The organism is Janthinobacterium sp. Bl 1 (assembly GCF_058215535.1).
Genome location: NZ_CM177086.1, coordinates 6,001,326 through 6,019,042, shown reverse-complemented (window position 1 = coordinate 6,019,042; position 17,717 = coordinate 6,001,326). Strand labels below are relative to the sequence as shown.

General features: G+C 64.7%; 15 protein-coding genes. 13 read left to right on the top strand and 2 right to left on the bottom strand.

Annotated elements, in window-relative coordinates:
* Positions 1-93 precede the first annotated feature (93 nt).
* Genes AC4BCN_RS27160 through AC4BCN_RS27145 form a run of 4 tightly spaced genes read left to right on the top strand, consistent with a single transcriptional unit; the run spans position 94 to position 3,680 of the window.
* Positions 94-978: a TauD/TfdA dioxygenase family protein gene (locus AC4BCN_RS27160; protein WP_338679923.1), complete on the top strand. Its 885-nt coding sequence runs from the start codon at positions 94-96 to the stop codon at positions 976-978.
* 32 nt (positions 979-1,010) lie between these two features.
* Positions 1,011-2,024: an ABC transporter substrate-binding protein gene (locus AC4BCN_RS27155; RefSeq protein ID WP_425324013.1), complete on the top strand. Its 1,014-nt coding sequence runs from the start codon at positions 1,011-1,013 to the stop codon at positions 2,022-2,024.
* 1 nt (position 2,025) lies between these two features.
* Positions 2,026-2,871 (top strand): ABC transporter ATP-binding protein, encoded by an 846-nt coding sequence (locus tag AC4BCN_RS27150; protein WP_338679921.1) that lies wholly within the window; start codon positions 2,026-2,028, stop codon positions 2,869-2,871.
* Entirely contained in the window at positions 2,868-3,680 is an 813-nt protein-coding gene (locus tag AC4BCN_RS27145) for an ABC transporter permease (RefSeq protein WP_490492189.1), read from the top strand. The genes AC4BCN_RS27150 and AC4BCN_RS27145 overlap by 4 nt, the downstream gene beginning before the upstream one ends.
* 72 nt (positions 3,681-3,752) lie before the next feature.
* Here the strand turns inward: AC4BCN_RS27145 and AC4BCN_RS27140 are convergent, their stop codons facing one another.
* Positions 3,753-4,646 carry an HTH-type transcriptional regulator ArgP gene (locus AC4BCN_RS27140; protein WP_217653670.1) on the bottom strand — a complete coding sequence of 298 codons (894 nt, stop codon included), beginning with the start codon at positions 4,644-4,646 and terminating at the stop codon, positions 3,753-3,755.
* 136 nt (positions 4,647-4,782) lie between these two features.
* On the opposite strand from AC4BCN_RS27140, the gene AC4BCN_RS27135 reads away from it, so the two are divergent.
* The 5 genes from AC4BCN_RS27135 to AC4BCN_RS27115 all read left to right on the top strand — a co-directional run bounded on the left by AC4BCN_RS27135 (position 4,783) and on the right by AC4BCN_RS27115 (position 11,261).
* The gene (locus AC4BCN_RS27135) at positions 4,783-7,212 is read left to right on the top strand and encodes a penicillin-binding protein 1A (protein WP_490492188.1); all 2,430 of its coding nucleotides are present in this window, start codon (positions 4,783-4,785) and stop codon (positions 7,210-7,212) included.
* A gap of 4 nt (positions 7,213-7,216) precedes the next feature.
* Positions 7,217-7,840 (top strand): trimeric intracellular cation channel family protein, encoded by a 624-nt coding sequence (locus AC4BCN_RS27130; RefSeq protein ID WP_034746006.1) that lies wholly within the window; start codon positions 7,217-7,219, stop codon positions 7,838-7,840.
* 97 nt (positions 7,841-7,937) lie between these two features.
* Positions 7,938-9,824 (top strand): beta-propeller domain-containing protein, encoded by a 1,887-nt coding sequence (locus AC4BCN_RS27125; RefSeq protein ID WP_490492187.1) that lies wholly within the window; start codon positions 7,938-7,940, stop codon positions 9,822-9,824.
* A 64-nt stretch (positions 9,825-9,888) separates the two neighbouring features.
* Complete coding sequence (locus AC4BCN_RS27120) at positions 9,889-10,440, top strand: sigma-70 family RNA polymerase sigma factor (RefSeq protein ID WP_490492186.1); 552 nt, start codon at positions 9,889-9,891, stop codon at positions 10,438-10,440.
* Positions 10,437-11,261, top strand: a complete 825-nt coding sequence (locus AC4BCN_RS27115; protein WP_490492185.1) for a hypothetical protein — start codon at positions 10,437-10,439, stop codon at positions 11,259-11,261. The genes AC4BCN_RS27120 and AC4BCN_RS27115 overlap by 4 nt, the downstream gene beginning before the upstream one ends.
* Positions 11,262-11,265: 4 nt before the next feature.
* On the opposite strand, the gene AC4BCN_RS27110 is transcribed toward AC4BCN_RS27115, so the two are convergent.
* Positions 11,266-12,411: an MFS transporter gene (locus AC4BCN_RS27110; RefSeq protein WP_139090607.1), complete on the bottom strand. Its 1,146-nt coding sequence runs from the start codon at positions 12,409-12,411 to the stop codon at positions 11,266-11,268.
* Positions 12,412-12,693: 282 nt separating this feature from the next.
* Between AC4BCN_RS27110 and AC4BCN_RS27105 the strand changes: the two genes are divergently transcribed.
* The 4 genes from AC4BCN_RS27105 (at position 12,694) to AC4BCN_RS27090 (ending at position 17,710) form a co-directional block, all read left to right on the top strand.
* A complete protein-coding gene (locus AC4BCN_RS27105; protein ID WP_490492184.1) occupies positions 12,694-13,461 on the top strand; it encodes a gamma-glutamyl-gamma-aminobutyrate hydrolase family protein in 768 nt (255 codons plus the stop codon).
* A gap of 56 nt (positions 13,462-13,517) precedes the next feature.
* Complete coding sequence (locus AC4BCN_RS27100) at positions 13,518-14,888, top strand: glutamine synthetase family protein (protein WP_490492183.1); 1,371 nt, start codon at positions 13,518-13,520, stop codon at positions 14,886-14,888.
* A 12-nt stretch (positions 14,889-14,900) separates the two neighbouring features.
* Complete coding sequence (locus AC4BCN_RS27095) at positions 14,901-16,361, top strand: aspartate aminotransferase family protein (protein ID WP_490492182.1); 1,461 nt, start codon at positions 14,901-14,903, stop codon at positions 16,359-16,361.
* 200 nt (positions 16,362-16,561) lie between these two features.
* Complete coding sequence (locus AC4BCN_RS27090) at positions 16,562-17,710, top strand: ABC transporter ATP-binding protein (RefSeq protein WP_490492181.1); 1,149 nt, start codon at positions 16,562-16,564, stop codon at positions 17,708-17,710.
* Positions 17,711-17,717 lie beyond the last annotated feature (7 nt).

Sequence of the window (17,717 nt, the reverse complement as noted above, 5' to 3'; positions counted from 1 at the left end):
AACGCGCCGCGCATATCCATATAGTAAATGCTTCGTTTGCAAGCAAGGCTGGCCGGCATACAGTGGACTTCCCCAGACTCTTGGCGAACTCCCATGTCGGCCGTCCTGAAACCCGTGCAGTCCACCAGCCCTTTCCAGATCGAAACTTTCGATGCGCCCCTGGGCGCGCAAGTGCTGGGGCTGGACCTGGCGCAACCGCTGTCGCAGGGCGATTTCCAGCGCCTGCATCACGCTCACCTCGACCATCACGTACTGGTGTTTCGCGACCAGCGCATCACGCCGCAGCAGCAAGTCGATTTCAGCCGCCGCTTCGGCCCGCTGCAAATCCATGTGCTGCGCCAGTTCCAGCTACCCACGCAGCCGGAAGTGCTGATCATCTCGAACATCGTCGAAAACGGCCAGCCCATCGGCCTCGGTGACGCGGGCCATTTCTGGCACTCGGACTTGTCGTACAAGGAAGTGCCCAGCCTGGGCTCCATGCTGCACGCGCAAGAGTTGCCGGACGAGGGCGGCGATACCGTCTTTGCGAACATGCACTTGGCCTGGGAAAGCTTGCCGGCCGCGCTGCGCCATGCCGTGCGCGGCGCCCGTGCCGAACACAGCTACCTGAGCCAGTACGAGGAATTGCGCCGCCGCAACCCATGGCGGCCCGCGCTGACGCAGGCGCAGATCGATGAAGTCAAACCCGTCACCCATCCCGTCGTGCGCGTGCATCCGGAAACGGGACGCCGCGCCCTGTTTGTCAGCGAACATTTCACCACGCGCATCGTCGGCTTGCCCGACGATGAAAGCCGCGCCCTGCTCGAGGAACTGTTTGCCCATAGCGTGCGCCCCGAGCACCTGTATGTGCACCGCTGGCAACCGCACGACCTGGTGTTCTGGGACAACCGTTCCCTGATGCATTTGGCGACAGGTTGCCCGCCCGACCAGCGCCGCAAGCTCTACCGCACGACCATCGAAGGCGATGCGCCGTACTGATTTTTTTGAACGTAGTTGACCAAGGAGTGTCCATGTTGCCGATCTTGACTTTTACCCGCCGCCTGCTTGCCACCATTGCCGTGCTGTGCATGGCCATGCCCATGGCCCGGGCAGAAGGGCAGATCCGCATCGCGGGCCAGCATGGCATCACCTTCTTGCTGCTTAATATTGCGCAGGAACAAAAGCTGATTGAAAAGCATGGCAAGCAGCAGGGCGTTGATGTGAAAGTCGAGTGGATTACCTTGTCCGGCGGCCCGGCCATCAATGATGCTTTGTTGTCCGGCAATATCGATATCGCCGGGGCTGGCCTCGGGCCGCTCTTGACCATCTGGGACCGTACGAAAGGCCGGCAGAACGTGCGCGGCGTGGCGTCCCTGGGCAATTTCCCCTATTACCTGGTCAGCAATAATCCCAAGGTAAAAACCCTGGTGGACTTGACGGACAAGGACCGCATCGCCTTGCCGGCCGTCTCCGTTTCCGTGCAGGCGCGCATCTTGCAAATGGCCGTGGCGAAACAGTGGGGCGACAAGGAATTTGCCCGCCTCGACAAGATCACGCAAACCCTGCCGCACCCGGATGCGGCCGCAGCCATCATCGCCGGCGGCACGGAGCTCAGCGGGCACTTCGGCAATTCGCCATTCCAGGAACAGGAGCTGGCGCAAAACCCGAACGCGCACATCATCCTGAACTCGTACGACGTGCAGGGCGGACCCAGCTCGTCGACCTTGCTGTATGCGACGGAAAAGTACCGCAAGGACAATCCGAAAACCTACCGCGCCTTCATCGCCGCCCTGGCGGAAGCGGCGCAGTATGCGAGCAGCAACCCGCAAGGCGCGGCCGACATCTATATCAAGGTGAATAAAAGCAAGGTGGACCGCAATCTGCTGCTGAAAATCTTTGCCAACCCGCAAGTGCAATTCAAGATCGCGCCGCAAAACACCTATGGCCTGGCGCAATTCCTGCACCGCGTGAGCGCCATCCGCAATCTGCCCGATAGCTGGCGCGATTATTTCTTTGACGATCCCGCCATCACGCAAGGAGGCTGACATGAACGCGCCCGCTTTTCATCTGGTCCGTCCTCCCGTTGCGCTACAGCCATTACTCAGCGTCAAACATGTCAGCCTGGAATACCGCACCGAGCAGCGCACCGTGCGCGCCACGCATGACGTCAGTTTCGACGTGCTTCGCGGCGACCGTTTCGTGCTGCTGGGACCATCGGGCTGCGGCAAGTCGTCACTGCTGAAAGCCGTGGCCGGCTTCATCGCGCCGCGCGCGGGCAGCATCGCCATGCAGGGCCAGCCCATTCATAAACCGGGGCCGGACCGTGTCGTCGTGTTCCAGGAGTTCGACCAGTTGCCGCCCTGGAAAACCGTGCTGGAAAACGTCATGTTCCCCTTGCTGTCCAGCAAGCGGCTGGACAAGCAGGCGGCCCGCGAGCGCGCCCATCACTGGATCGCCAAGGTGGGCTTGGCCGGCTTCGAGGACGCCCATCCGCACACCTTGTCGGGCGGTATGAAGCAGCGGGTCGCCATCGCCCGCGCCCTGGCCATGCAGCCGGAAGTACTGCTGATGGACGAGCCGTTCGCCGCCCTCGATGCGCTGACGCGGCGCAAGATGCAGGAAGAACTGAGCCGCCTGTGGGAAGAGCTGCGCTTTACCCTCGTGTTCGTTACGCATTCGATCGAGGAAGCGCTGGTCGTGGGCAACCGCATCTTGCTGCTGTCGCCCCATCCGGGCCGGGTGCGTGCCGAATTGAACAGTCACCAGTTCGGCTTGCACAGCGCGGGCAGTGTGGAATTCCAGGCTGCCAGCAGCCGCATCCACGGCTTGCTGTTCGATGAGGAAGTAGCTCCCGTTCCGCAATCAGTTACCGCGCAGCGGGAAGCCGTATGAGCGCGCTGCTGGAACCACCGATCCGCCAGGAATTCGTCTATGCGGCGCCGCCACCAGCCGGCGTCACCGTCGAACGGACGCTGTCGCGCTGGCAGCGTGTGAGCCAGCACGCGCTGTGGCGCAAGGCGCTCATTTTGCTCAGCCTGGCCCTGCTGTGGGAAGGCGCGGCGCGCTGGACGCAGAACGATTTATTGCTGCCCAGTTTTTTGCAGACGGCGCAGGCGTTTATCGGCGGCATCGCCAGCGGTGAATTGCTTACGCGAACAGCCGCCTCCCTCGTCGTCTTGCTGCAAGGCTATGCGGTGGGCGTGCTGGCCGCCTTCGTGCTGACCTTGCTGGCCGTGTCGAGCCGCATCGGGCGCGACCTGCTGGAAACCCTGACGGCCATGTTGAATCCCTTGCCGGCGATCGCCCTGCTGCCGCTGGCCTTGCTGTGGTTCGGCCTGGGGCGCGCCAGCCTGATCTTCGTCATCGTCCATTCCGTGATGTGGCCGCTGGCCCTGAACACATACGCGGGCTTCCAGGGCGTGCCCGAGACCCTGCGCATGGCGGGCCGCAACTATGGCTTGAACGGCTTGCGCCTGGTGCTTCACATCCTCGTGCCGGGCGCCTTGCCTTCCATCGTCTCGGGCTTGAAGATAGGCTGGGCGTTTGCCTGGCGCACCCTGATCGCGGCCGAGCTGGTGTTCGGCACGACGTCGGGGCAGGGCGGCCTGGGCTGGTACATCTTCCAGAACCGCAACGAGCTGTACACGGACAAGGTGTTTGCCGGTCTGGCGGCCGTCATCGTCGCCGGGCTGCTGCTGTAAAACATCGGCTTTCGCAGCCTGGAGCGCGTGACTCTCAAACGCTGGGGTATGCAGCGCTAGTTGTCACGATAATTATTTCAGCATGGAGCGCGCCGCCGCGATGATTTGCCGCGACAGCTGCTCCATGCGCGGCGACTGCACCTTCCACGTATGCCAGTACAGGGCCACGTCGGCCGGGGTCTTGGGCGTGAGCATTTCCACCAGTTCGCCATCCGTGTTCGCTTTCAGCAGCAGTTCGGGCACCATGCCGTAGCCGAGGCCGTAGCGGATGGCGTTGAAGTGCGAGGTGGCGCCCGGCACGTAATGGCAGGGGTAGGCCCCTTCGGGCAGCCCCAGCGCTTCTTGCAGGAACGACGATTGCAAGGTGTCCTTGCGCGTGTAGGCGACGACGGGCGCCGTGCGCGCCGCCTTGCGCGTCAGCCCGTGCGCGAACCACTGCTGGCGGAACGCGGGCGTGGCCACCAGCCAGTAGCGCATCACGCCCAGCGGCTCGGCCGTGCAGCCGCGCATGGGTTTTGGCTCCGTGCTGATGCAGCCGATCGCCATGCCCGTTTCCAGCAAGGTGTACGTGTGGTCCTGGTCTTCCACGGTCAGGTCCAGCAGCACGCGCTCGCGTATCAGCACCTCGGACAGGGCGGGGAAGAACCAGGTGCCCATCGAATCGGCGTTCAGCGCCAGCACCAGGGTCAGCGGGGCATCCTGCTGCACCGCCAGTTCCGCCTGCAAATCCGCTTCCAGCAGCTTGGCCCGTTTCAGATACTGCATCAGCCGCTGGCCCATGCGTGTGGCGCGCGCGGGGCGGCTGCGCACGATCAGCGCATTGCCCAACTGGCTTTCCAGTGCCCGCACCCTCTGGGAAATGGCGGGGGAGGTCAGGTGCAGCCGTAGCGCCGCCTGTTCGAAACTGCCCGTTTCGACGACGGCGCGGAATGCTTCCGTATGTTTGGGATTGAGATCCATGGCCACTGCCTTCATAAGAAAAATTTATCAATACTAAATAATACTTACTTTTCATAAGGATGAGTGTGTTGCAGTGCACAATGCCTCTTTGATGGAGTGCCGCGCGCCAGCGTGCGGCCTCCTGGCAGCAAGGAATACCACCATGGAAGCACAAGCGAACGACAGCAGCATCCGCAAGCCCCAGTCGAAGCTGGCGCGCAATCTGAAATTCGGCCTGGGATTGACCCTGGGCCTGGGCATGGCCGCCGCGCTGGCGGGCGGCTGGTGGCTGCGCCAGGCGTGGCAGGATTTGCCGGCCGTCGAACACCTGGCCCAGTACAAGCCCGCGCTGCCGCTGCGCATTTTCTCGAGCGAAGGCGAGCTGCTGGCCGAATACGGCGAAGAGCGCCGCGAATTTTTGCCCCTCAAGGAAATCCCGCTGCGCATGCGCCAGGCCTTGCTGGCCATCGAGGATGCGCGTTTCTACGAACACGGCGCCGTCGACTTCTATGGCTTGACGCGCGCGACCTTGGCCAACGTCGTCACGGGCCACCATGCGCAAGGCGCCAGCACCATCACCATGCAGGTGGCGCGCGACTTCTTCCTGTCGCGCGAAAAGACCGTGCAGCGCAAGCTCACGGAGATGCTGCTCGCCTACAAGCTGGAACAGCATTACGGCAAGGACAAGCTGCTGGAACTGTATATGAACCAGATTTACCTGGGCGAGCGTTCCTACGGTTTTTCCGCCGCCTCGAACATTTATTTCGACAAGCCGCTGGCGGACGTCAGCATCGCGGAGGCGGCCATGCTGGCCGGCTTGCCGAAAGCGCCATCGGCCTACAACCCCGTCGCCAATCCCCAGCGCGCCACCGTGCGCCAGCATTACATCCTGCAGCGCATGCGCGAACTCGGCTACATCACGCCGGCCGAGTACGACGCGGCCGTGGCGGAAAAGCTGGCCCTGAACAAGGACCGCAACAGCTCCGTGCATGCGGCCGCATATGCGGTCGAGGAAGCGCGCCAGCTGATCCTGCAAAGCTATCCCGAAGGCGCTTACAGCATGGGCCTGGACGTGACGACGACTATCCGCATGGCGCCACAGCGCGCGGCCGACAAGTCGCTGCGCGATGGGCTGTTGAATGCGCAGGCGCGCCGTGGCTACCGTGGCCCGGAAGCGCGCCTGGCCGCTTCCGAAGACAGCGTGGCGCGCCAGCTGGCTCCCTACCCGGACAGCGGAGAATTGCGCGCCGCCCTCGTGCGCAAGGTCGATACCGCCGGCAAGCGCCAGGTGACGGCGCAGCTGCGCAATGGCGACGAGATCGTGCTGACGGCATCGGAAGCGCGCCTGGGCGGCAAGCTGGCCTGGGACGGCAAGCGCGCCATCGCCGAGGGCAGCGTGATCCGCGTGGTGCGCGATGCGGCCAAGAAGGGCTGGCTGGTGAGCCAGCTGCCCGAAATGGAAGGCGCGCTCATTTCCGTCGAGGCGCACAGCGGCGAAATCGTCGCCATGGCGGGCGGCTTCGATTTCTACCGCAACCACTACAACCACGCCATGCAGGCCTATCGCCAGCCCGGCTCCAGCTTCAAGCCCTTCGTGTATTCGGCGGCGCTGGAAAAGGGATATTTTCCCGGCACGGCCGTCGATGACACGCAGCGCCTGCTGCTGCCGCAGGAAACGGGCGCACGGCCCTGGCGTCCGCGCAATTACGGCAACAACTATGAAGGCTTCATCAGCGTGCGGCGTGGCCTCGTGCGTTCGAAAAACCTCGTGGCCGTGAGCCTGATGCAGGCGGCCGGCCCCGGCTACGTGCAGCACTACGCCACGCGCTTCGGCTTCGAGGGCGCTCGCAATCCCGTGTCCCTGCCGCTGGCGCTGGGCGCGGGCGCCGTCACGCCGCTGCAGCTGGCGCAGTCGTATGCCGTGTTCGCCAACGGCGGCATGCAGATGCCGCCGAAACTGATCAAGGAAGTGCGCAGCCGCAGCGGAGAAGTGCTGTTCAGCGATGCGGCGCCACGCGCCAAGGGCGAGCCGGCGCCGGGCACGCAAGTGATCTCCACGCGCAACGCCTACGTCATGGACAGCATGCTGCGCGACGTCGTCAAGAGCGGCACGGGCCGCGGCGCGCTGGCGCTGGGGCGTGGCGACGCGGCCGGCAAGACGGGCACGTCGAACAACGCCTACGACGCCTGGTTCGCCGGCTACTCGTCCGGCCTCGTCTCCGTCGTCTGGCTCGGCTACGACCAGCCGAAAAGCTTGGGCAACGCCACGGGGGGCACCTTGGCGCTGCCCGTCTGGCGCGACTACATGCAGGTGGCCGTGCAGGGCCGCCGCGAACAGGTATTGGCCGAACCAGCAGGCCTGGCCCTGCTCGACGGCGATTACGTGTATGCCGAATACCTGGCCGGCGACTGCCTGAAGGATAACTTTGCCTTTATCCACAGCAGCGTCGGCTGCGGCAGCGGCGGTGCGGATACGCGCATGGCGCACGGTGACGCCGGCGATGGCGGCTCGAGCACGGGCACGAACGAAGCGCGCACCCTGAGCGAAGCGCGCGAACGCGAACAAATTCTCAAATCATTTTCGGAAGAGTAAGAGCATGCTGCTATATACGATTTACCTGGTGGCGATCGTCGCCGAAGCGATGTCCGGCGCCATCATGGGCATGCGGCGCGGCATGGATTTGTTCGGCATCTGCATGATCGGCACCGTCACGGCGCTCGGCGGCGGCACCGTGCGCGACGTGCTGCTGGGGCACTATCCGCTGGGCTGGATCGCGCATCCCGAATACCTGCTGTTTACCATCGGCGCGGCCATCGTGACGGCCTTCGTCGCCCGCTATCTGCACCATCTGCGCGCCATCTTTTTGCTGGTCGATGGACTGGGCCTGGTGGCGTTTTGCGTGATCGGCTGCGACATCGCCATGTCGGCCAAGATGCATCCGGCCATTGTCGTGCTGGCGGGGATGATCACGGGTGTCTTTGGCGGCTTGCTGCGCGATATCCTGTGCAACCAGATTCCCCTCGTGCTGCAGCGCGAAGTGTATGCCACCGTGGCCCTGTTTACGGGCAGCCTGTACGTGGGCCTGCTGTACTTCAAGGTCGACAGCTCGGTGGCGCAGCTGGCGTCCATCGGCGCCGGTTTCCTGTTCCGCTTCCTGGCACTGCACTTCGAGTGGCGGCTGCCGAATTTCAATGGCGACCGCATACGGGGTTTTGAGTAAGGTAACACGCCGCGTGAATATTTTCACGCGCGTTTAACCCCTTTTTCTGCGCTGCCGCGTTTCATGTTGGACACCCCAGCCAACCGGAGAAGAAGCGATGTCCAGCGCCCTCAAGATCACATTGACACTGTCCCTGCTGCTGTCGGCAGGCAGCCACGCCGCCGGCACGGCGCCGCGCAAGACCCTGGCGCCGTTCGCCAGCGAGCAGGCCTTGAGCAGCTACCTGCAGCAGTTGCAGGCGCGCCAGGCGGCCTTGCTGCTGCAGCAGCAGAAACTGCAGCGCGCCACGGCGCAGTCCATGTCGGCTCCACCCGCTCCTCCCGCCCCTCCCGCGCCGATGGCGGCCAAGGCTGCCCCCGCGCCATCGGCAGAAGCGGCGGAATCCGTCACCAATGTGCAAACGGCGGGCGTGGACGAAGGCGGCATCGTCAAGCTGCATGGCAAGCACCTGGTGATGCTCCGGCGCGGCAAGCTGTTCACCGTGCAGGTGGGGGGAAATGCCTTGCAGCCCGTGTCCTCGCTCGACGCGTTCGCGCCGGGCAGCGATCCTTCCGGCAGCTGGTATGACGAAATGCTGATCGATGGCGACACGGTCGTGGTGATCGGCTACAGCTACAGCCGTGGCGGCACGGAGATCGGCCTGTTCGATATCGATGCGAACGGCAAGCTGGCCTACCGCTCCACCTATCACTTGCGCTCCAACGATTATTACTCGTCGCGCAATTACGCGAGCCGCCTGGTCGGCGGCAAACTGGTGTTCTATTCGCCCCTGTCGCTGAACCTGCGCCGTGGCGACCCGTTCGGCGGCTTTCCTGCGCTGCGCCGCTGGCGCCCTGACGCCGTGCCATCCGACTTCAAGCGCATCGCCCCGGCCACACGCATCTACCGTACCGATGAAGAACCCGAAACGGGCTTCGGCCTGACCCTGCACACGGTCACCGTGTGCGACCTGGCGCAACGCGACATGCGCTGCGAAGCGACGGCCGTGATGGGGCCGCAGGGCCGCGTGTTTTATGTGTCGGGCGAATCCGTTTTCGTGTGGACGACGCGGCGCGGCAGCGACTCGGGCGTGTTCCGCATTCCCCTCGACGGCAGCGCGCCCAGCGCCCTGAAGGTGGCCGGCGCACCCGTCGACCAGTTCTCGTTCCTGGAAAGCGCTGACGGCCACCTGAACGTGCTGCTGCGCGCCGAAGGCCAGGGCGACGCCATGTGGGATGGTGCAAGAGGGCGGGGCGACATGGCCTTGCTGCGCGTACCCTTGGCGTCGTTTTCCGATGGCCGCGACAGCGCGCCCGCCAGCAGCTACAAGCCGCTGCCCGGTGGCGGCGGCTACGGCTTGCAGAACCGCTACGTGGGGTCCTATCTGTTGTACGGCAATCCGGGCAATCCGGGACGCCGCAAGGCGGATCAGGCCTGGCCGCGCCAGCCCCTGTACGCCGTGCGCTGGGCCGATGCGGGCAGCGTGCAAGCCTTGTCCCTGCCGCATGGCGTCGAGCGCATCGAGGCGCTGGGCAATGACGCCGTGGTGATCGGCGCGCAGGGCAGGGATCTGCACTTCAGCACCATCGGCCTGGGGGCGCAGGCGGCGATCGCCACGCGCTACATCCGCACCGACGCGGCGCAGGGCGAGTCGCGCAGCCACGGCTTTTTCTACAAGCCGCAAGCGGCCGGCGAGGGCATGATCGGCTTGCCGATCCTGGGCGCGGACGAGCGGCCTGGCCTCAACAAGCCAGCCGCCTCGGTGCTCTACTTGCGCAACAGCGGTTTGACATTGACGGAACTGGGCGCGCTGGCGGCGCGGCCGGGCCAAATGCCGGACGACGGCTGCCGCGCGTCCTGCGTGGACTGGTATGGCAATGCGCGGCCCCTGTTCCTGCAGGGCCGGGTCTTCGCCCTGCTCGGCTATGAACTGGTGGAAGGGGCGCTCAGGGATGGACAGATACGCGAAGTGCGCCGCATCAGCTATGCACCCACTGCACGCTGACGTCGTAGTGAAATTGCCGCTGCCGCGTAGTTCGGCTACACTGGTCCGCATGCCAGATACCCTGATGACCGCGACGGATGAAGACCTGATGCTGCGCTACGGCGCCGGCGACCTGCCGTCGTTTCGCGAACTGTACCGGCGCCATAGCCATGGCCTGTACCGCTTCGTGGCCTGGCGTTCGCCGCGCCGCGCGTGGGTGGACGAGATCGTGCAGGACGCATGGGCCAGTCTGCATGCGGCGCGCGCCGGCTACCAGCCGCAAGCGGCATTCCGCACCTATCTGTACCAGATCGCGCGCAACCGCCTGATCGACCTCCTGCGCCAGCGGGAAGGGCAGGAACACGATGACGCGGGCGAACGGGCGGACGAGGGCGCGTCGCCGCCGCAATCGCTGGAGCAGAAACAGCAGCACGCGCGGCTGCATGCGGCCATCGCCGCGCTGCCGGTGGAGCAGAAGGAAGCGCTGGTGCTGCAGCAGTTCAGCGGCATGAGCATCCTCGAGATCGCCGTCGTGACGGGGGCGGAAGCGGAAACCGTCAAGAGCCGGCTGCGCTACGCCATGCAGAAATTGCGCGCGGGCTTGGACAGCGCCGCTGGCGCGGGAGGACAGGCATGAATACGCACGATCAAGATAACGACAAACCGAACGACGCACCGATTGACGAGGAATTGAACGCGCTGCTGGCCAGCCTGCCGCAGCCCGCGCCTTCCAGCGCGCTCGATGCGGCCATTCTGGCGGATGCGGAAAAAGCCTTGCAAAAACCGGCAGCCGCGAACGACAGCGCCGATGGCGCGCTGCGCACCTTGCCCGCCAAGAAATCACCGGATTACCTGCAGCGCTGGCGCGTTCCGCTGGGACTGGCCGCGGCCGTGCTGCTGACCGTGAACCTGATCGGCGTGGACTGGTTCGGCTCGAAGCCGGCGCAATTTCCTGTGGTGGGGGAACCGGTCACGCAGGAGGTGGTGCCGGCAGCGGCGCCAGTGCCGCAGGCTGCCGAATCGACCGCAGCTGCGCCAGCGCCGCGCGCCATGGCCAAAATGGCAGCCAAGCCAGCGCCGCCGGCGCCAGCCTCGTTTCCCACCCCGCAGACGGTAGCAGTAGCGCCACCGGCGCCGCCAGCACCGCCGCCGCCACCGGCGCCTGCCACGGCGATGAGCGAGGCGATGGAGCAGCAAGCGGCCTTGCAGGCCGAGTCCAGCCTGCAGCGCCAGGCGCCCGTGCAGCGCGCGCTGGCCATGCCCGCGCCCGTCGCGGCCCGCTCCGCGCCGCTGCCGCCGGCCGCAAAACTCGACGCTGGCGTGTGGCTGGTGAAGATCGACGCCCTGCTCAAGGCGGGCGAGGACGCACTGGCGCGCGAGGAGTGGACGGCGTTTCGGCAGGCCTATCCCGACTATCCGGTGGCCGAGGAATTGCGGCAGCGGCTGGAAAAAAAGTAGCGGGTTAAACGATCCCCTTCCTGCGTTCCCACACGGCGCTGCCCACGAAAATGGCGGCGCACACCCACATGACGGCCGGCAGGGCGTTCACGCCCACGGACTGCATCAAGACGCCCGTCAGCAGGGGGCCGCCGCCGCTGGTCACGCCCCAGGTGGCGTTGACGATGGCGCTGGCGCTGGTCAGCGACAGGCCCGTAAACCGTTCGCCGCAGGCCACCAGCGCCAGCATGTAGATGCCGCCCGCCGCCGCGCCCAGCAACAGCAGCAAGGTCCACCATAGCCATGGCGTGCCGACGGCAAACGGCAGCAGCGGCAGCAGCAGGCAGACGGCCACGCCGCAGCCCGCGTGGACTTTGGCGCGGCCGTAGCGGTCGGCCATCCATCCCAGCGCGAATTGCAGGCCCGTGTCGCCCACCAGCACGACGGTGGCCGACAGCAGGGCCAGGTCCGTGCCGATGCCGTGCTCCATCGCGTACAGCGGCAGCAAGCTCAATGCCAGCGTGTCGAACAGGGCGAAGAAGGCGGCGCCGAGCACGATCATCGGCATGCGCGGCAGGATCAGGGTCCACTTCACGCCATGTTCTTCCGGCTCCCTTTCCGGGCCGCTGTTCGAGATCAGCATCAATCCAGGCACGGCCAGCAAGAACAGCAGGCCGCAGGCGGCGAAGCTCCACGAAATCTTGTCGTTGAACAGCGCCACAAGGGCAGGGCCGATCAGCTGGAAAAACGTAAAACTGGTGGTGTACATGGCCACTACGCGGCCCCGTGAATTGTCGGGCGCCAGCCGGTTCACCCACGCCTCGCCGATGGTAAACAGCACGCCCATGGCGCCGCCGAACAGGAAGCGCAGCACGCTCCACGCCAGCAGATGGTCGGTGCACTGCATGGCGATCGTCGCCAGCGATGCCATCCACACGGCGCCCAGCATGGTGGCACGCGCGCCGAAACGCCCCACCCAGCGCGAAACGAATGGCGATGCGGCGAGGATGCCGAGGGCGCTGACGGCCGTGATCATGCCGATGATGTCCGTGCCCACGCCGCGCTGGTGCAGGGTCAATGCGGTAAGCGGCATGGTGGCGCCCAGGCCCAGGCCGACCACGCCGATGCTGACGACGAGGGCGAAGAAGTCGCGCCATGGCATGCTCTTCATGGCTGCCCCCGCAGGGTGAAAAAGGTGCTTGAAAAGGCTGAAAAACGGTGTGGATGCATGGGAAAGTAAGGGACTTTGCCTGCGGCGCTGGTGTTTGGCGCCGGACGGGCATATGATGATTTTATCAAGAGCAATATTGCAAAGCCGTAGTGTAGGCGATGTGCGCCGCCGCTGGCCATGCCCATCGGTGTGGCCGCCGCCTGCGGCTCTGCTGTACAGTGAAGCGAGCGGCAGCGCTGTCATGGCGCTGTCATTGGATCGTTACGCCAGCGAGGAAGCTCTATGCGCCGTCCCGTCGTTCTCGTTCCCGCCTGCCAGCGCCAGCTTGGAAGCCATGCCTGGCACATGGCGCAGGACAAATATCTGCACGCCGTGCTGCGCGGCGCCGGCTGCATGCCGCTGCTGCTGCCCGCCCTGGGCGCGGACGCGGACCTGGAAGCGGCGCTGCACGTCGCCGACGGCGTCATGCTGACCGGTTCCGCCTCGAACGTCGACGCCCGCCTGTATGGCGAAGACATCCTGCATCCCGATCTGCCGCAAGACCCCGCGCGCGACGCCACCACCTTGCCCCTGATCCGCGCCGCGCTGGCGCGCCAGTTGCCCCTGCTCGCCATTTGCCGCGGCTTCCAGGAAGTCAACGTGGCCCTGGGCGGCAGCCTGCACCAGGCCGTGCACGCGGTGCCGGGCATGCAGGACCACCGTGAGAACGTGCTCGATCCCCTGGCGCGCCAGTACGGGCCCGCGCACCGCATCAAGCTGATGTCCGACGGCCTGCTGTCGCGCCTCTTGGGCGGCGAGAGCGAAATGATGGTCAATTCCCTGCATGGCCAGGGCGTGGCGCGGCTGGCCGATGGCTTGCTGGTGGAAGCGCTGGCCGACGACGGCCTGGTGGAAGCGTATAGCGTGGCCAGCGCCGCCGGTTTTACGCTGGCCGTGCAATGGCACCCCGAGTGGCAGGTGGAAGACAATCCGCAGTCCATGCGCCTGTTTGGCGCCTTCGGCCAGGCATGCCGCGATTACCAGGAACAGCAGCACCGAAAGAAAGAATGACCGGCGCGCCGCACGAGTAGCACGCGGCGTTTGATCAAGACCAGCGAGAGGGAAACATGGCAATACGCGAAAATTTCACTTATACGGACATGGATTTGTGGCTCAATGAAAAGCGCGTCACGGAAATCGAATGCCTGGTCCCCGATTTGACGGGCGTGGCGCGGGGGAAGATCCTGCCGCGCGGGAAATTCACCCAGGAGCGCGGCATGCGCATCCCGGAAGCGGTACTGGGCATGACGGTGACGGGCAATTATCCGGTCGACGATGGCGGCTATGACCGCGCCATTTCCAGCACCGACCGCGACATGATCTTGAAGGCTGATCCCACCACCATCACCATGGTGCCGTGGGCAACCGATCCCACGGCGCAAGTCATCCACGACTGCTATTTTTCCGACGGCGCGCTGGTCGATTTCGCCCCGCGCTCCGTGCTGCGGCGCGTGCTGAAACTGTATGCGGACAAGGGCTGGAAACCCGTGGTGGCGCCGGAGCTGGAGTTCTACCTGACGGCGAAAAACATGGACCCCGACCTGCCCTTGAAACCGCCCATCGGGCGCAGCGGCCGGGCCGAGACGAGCCGCCAGGTGTACAGCATCGACGCCGTCAACGAGTTCGACCCCCTGTTCGAAGATATCTACGATTACTGCGAATTGATGAACCTTGACGTCGATACCCTGATCCACGAGATCGGCGCGGGGCAGATGGAAATCAACTTCCTGCACGGCGATCCGCTGGGCCTGGCCGACAAGGTCTTCTTCTTCAAGCGCACCCTGCGCGAAGCGGCCTTGAAACACGATATGTACGCCACCTTCATGGCCAAGCCCATGGCCGGCGAGCCGGGTTCCGCCATGCACGTGCACCAGAGCGTCGACGATGCGAAGACTGGCCTGAACATTTTCAGCAACGAGGACGGTTCTGCCGCGCCCATCTTCAAACACTACATCGCGGGCTTGCAGCGCTACATGCCGTCGGCCATGGCCATCGTCGCGCCCTATGTGAATTCCTACCGCCGCATCGTGCGCCACACGGCCGCGCCGATCAACATCCAGTGGGGCCTGGACAACCGCACTGTGGGCTTCCGCGTGCCCGAGTCGGGCGTGCAGGACCGGCGCGTGGAAAACCGCATCATCGGCGCCGACGCGAATCCCTACCTGGCCCTGGCCGTCACCCTGGCCTGCGGCTACCTGGGCATGACGGAGCAGCTGGAAGCGACGCCGATGATGGTGGGCAGCGCCTACGACATGAAGTTCGAGCTGCCGCAAGGCTTGCCCGAGGCCTTGCAGCTGCTGCGCGCGGAAGACAAGCTGCGCACGGTGCTGGGCGAGCGCTTCATCGACGTGTACGCGGCCATCAAGGACCTGGAGCACCAGGAGTTCATGACCGTCATCAGCCCCTGGGAGCGCGAACACCTGTTACTGCACGTATAAGAAAGGATCTCTATGAGCACATCCAACAATCCGCTGGCGCCAAGCGCCGCCCTGATTGCCTCCGTGGCGCAGAAAAACGCGGCGCCGCAGGTGTACGATACAAACGCCATCCAGCAGATGGACTCGGCCCACTACCTGCATCCATTCACCGATTTCCAGGACCTGGCAGCCAAGGGTGCGCGCGTGATGGTGCGCGGCGATGGCGTCTACCTGTGGGATAGCCAGGGCAAGAAGATCGTCGACGGCATGTCGGGCCTGTGGTGCGTGAACGTGGGCTACGGCCGCACGTCGATCTCGCAAGCCGTGTACAAACAGATGGAAACGCTGCCGTTCTATAACAGCTTCTTTGGCACGACGAACGTGCCGGCCGCGCAGCTGGCCGCCAAGCTGGCGCAGATATCGCCGCCGCAGTTCCAGCACGTGTTCTTCACCAGTTCCGGCTCCGAAGGGAACGACACGAATTTGCGCATGGTGCGCCGCTACTGGGACATCCTCGGCTACAAGGAGCGCCACACCATCATCAGCCGCCACAACGCCTATCACGGCAGCACGGTGGCGGGAGCGTCGCTGGGCGGCATGGATGGCATGCATGCGCAGGGCGGCATGCCGATCCCGGGCATCGCGCATATCGGCCAGCCCAATTACCTGGAGTCGGGCCACGGCTTGACACCGGAAGCCTTCGGCCTGAAGGCGGCCGGCTGGCTGGAAGACAAAATCCTGGAAATCGGCGCCGACAAGGTGGCCGCCTTCATCGGCGAACCGGTGCAGGGCGCGGGCGGAGTCATCATCCCGCCATCGACATATTGGCCCGAAATCCAGCGTATCTGCGACAAGTACGGCATCTTGCTGATCGCCGATGAAGTCATCTGCGGCTTCGGCCGCCTGGGGCGCTGGTTCGGTTCCGAACTGTTCGGCATCAGGCCCGACCTGATCACGTTCGCCAAGGGCGTCACCTCGGGCTATGTGCCGCTGGGCGGCGTGCTGGTGGGAGACCGTGTCGCCAAGGTGCTGATCGAGCAGGGTGGCGAATTCACGCACGGCTTTACGTATTCGGGCCACCCCGTCGCCTGCGCGGCGGCGCTGGAAAACATCCGCATCATCGAGGAAGAGCGGCTGGTGGCCAAGGTGGCCGAGGATACGGGACCGTACCTGCAGCAGTGCTTCGCCAGCCTGGGCGAACATCCGCTGGTCGGCTATGCGGACAGCTGCGGCCTGGTCGCGGGCCTGAACCTGGTGCGCAAGAAGGGCGCCACCGTGCACCAGAACGAGCTGTTCGACGAGGGCCAGGGCGTGGGCATGATCTGCCGGGGCCACATGTTCGACAATGGCGTCATCATGCGCGCCGTGGGCGAACGCATGATCGTCGCCCCGCCATTGGTCATGACGCGCGCGCAGATCGATGAAATGGTGGGCTTGATACGCGTGTGCCTGGACAAGACGTATGCGGATGTGAAAGCGAAGGGCTGGGTGTAGCTCTGAACCCACGCAAGGGCCGGGGTCGTAGCCTGAGGGTACGACCCCAGTCTCTGCTGTTGGGTTTTTATCCAAATAAGCAGCATCTGTACAATTTTTAGACCGCGATAGCGGCAGTTCCGCTAAACTTCCATCCTGGCCGCTCTTTGTAGCGGCCAGTTTTTCATTTTGACAGCCACTTACCCAGAAGCTACTCACACATGACGATAGCAACACCAGCCGCGTCGGCCAGCGACGCCCCAGCGCCTTTCTTGCTGATTGATCAACTGGTCAAGGAATTCGATGGCGTGCGCGCCGTCAATGATATTTCCGTGACGATCAACAAGGGCGAGATTTTCGCCTTGCTGGGCAGTTCAGGTTGCGGCAAGTCGACCCTGCTGCGCATGCTGGCCGGTTTCGAGACGCCGACGTCGGGGCGCATCGCCCTGGCGGGCAACAGCATCGTCGATGTGCCGCCGCACCAGCGTCCCATCAACATGATGTTCCAGTCGTACGCGCTGTTCCCGCATTTGTCCGTGTGGGACAACATCGCCTTCGGCCTGCGCCGCGACGGTTTGCCGAAAGCGGAAGTGGCGGCGCGCGTCGAACAGATGCTGGCGCTGGTGCAGCTGGGCCAATACGCGAAGCGCAAGCCGCACCAGCTGTCGGGCGGGCAGCAGCAGCGCGTGGCGCTGGCACGCAGCCTGGCCAAGCGGCCGCAATTGCTGCTGCTCGACGAGCCGCTGGGCGCGCTGGACAAGAAACTGCGCGAACGCACGCAGATGGAGCTGGTCAACATCATCGAGCAAGTGGGCGTCACCTGCGTGATGGTCACGCACGACCAGGACGAGGCCATGAGCATGGCCACGCGCATCGCCGTCATGAGCGAAGGGCGCATCTTGCAGGTGGGCGCGCCTGGCGAAATCTACGAGACGCCGAATTGCCGTTTCGTGGCCGATTTCATCGGCAGCGTCAACCTGTTCGACGGCCGCATCACGCAGGACGAACCCGATCACGTGGTCATCGCTACGCTCGATGGCGAGCATTATGTTTCGCACGGCATCACGGGCAATCTGGGCATGGATGTTTCGGTGGCCGTGCGCCCCGAAAAAATCGGTATCCAGATCGCGCCACCCGCCTTGGAAGAGCGCGCGTCACCAAAGGAACACGGCTACAACTGCGCCCAGGGCGTGATCGTCGCCATGGCGTATTTTGGCAATGAAACCAGCTACCATGTGCGGCTCGACAGCGGCACCGTGGTGAAAGTGTCGCGCACCAACGCGGCCCGCCACGACGCCGTGCGCCTCGAGCGTGAACAGCGCGTGTGGGTGTGGTGGGATGGCGCCGACATCGTCGTGCTGACCAGCTGAGGCCACC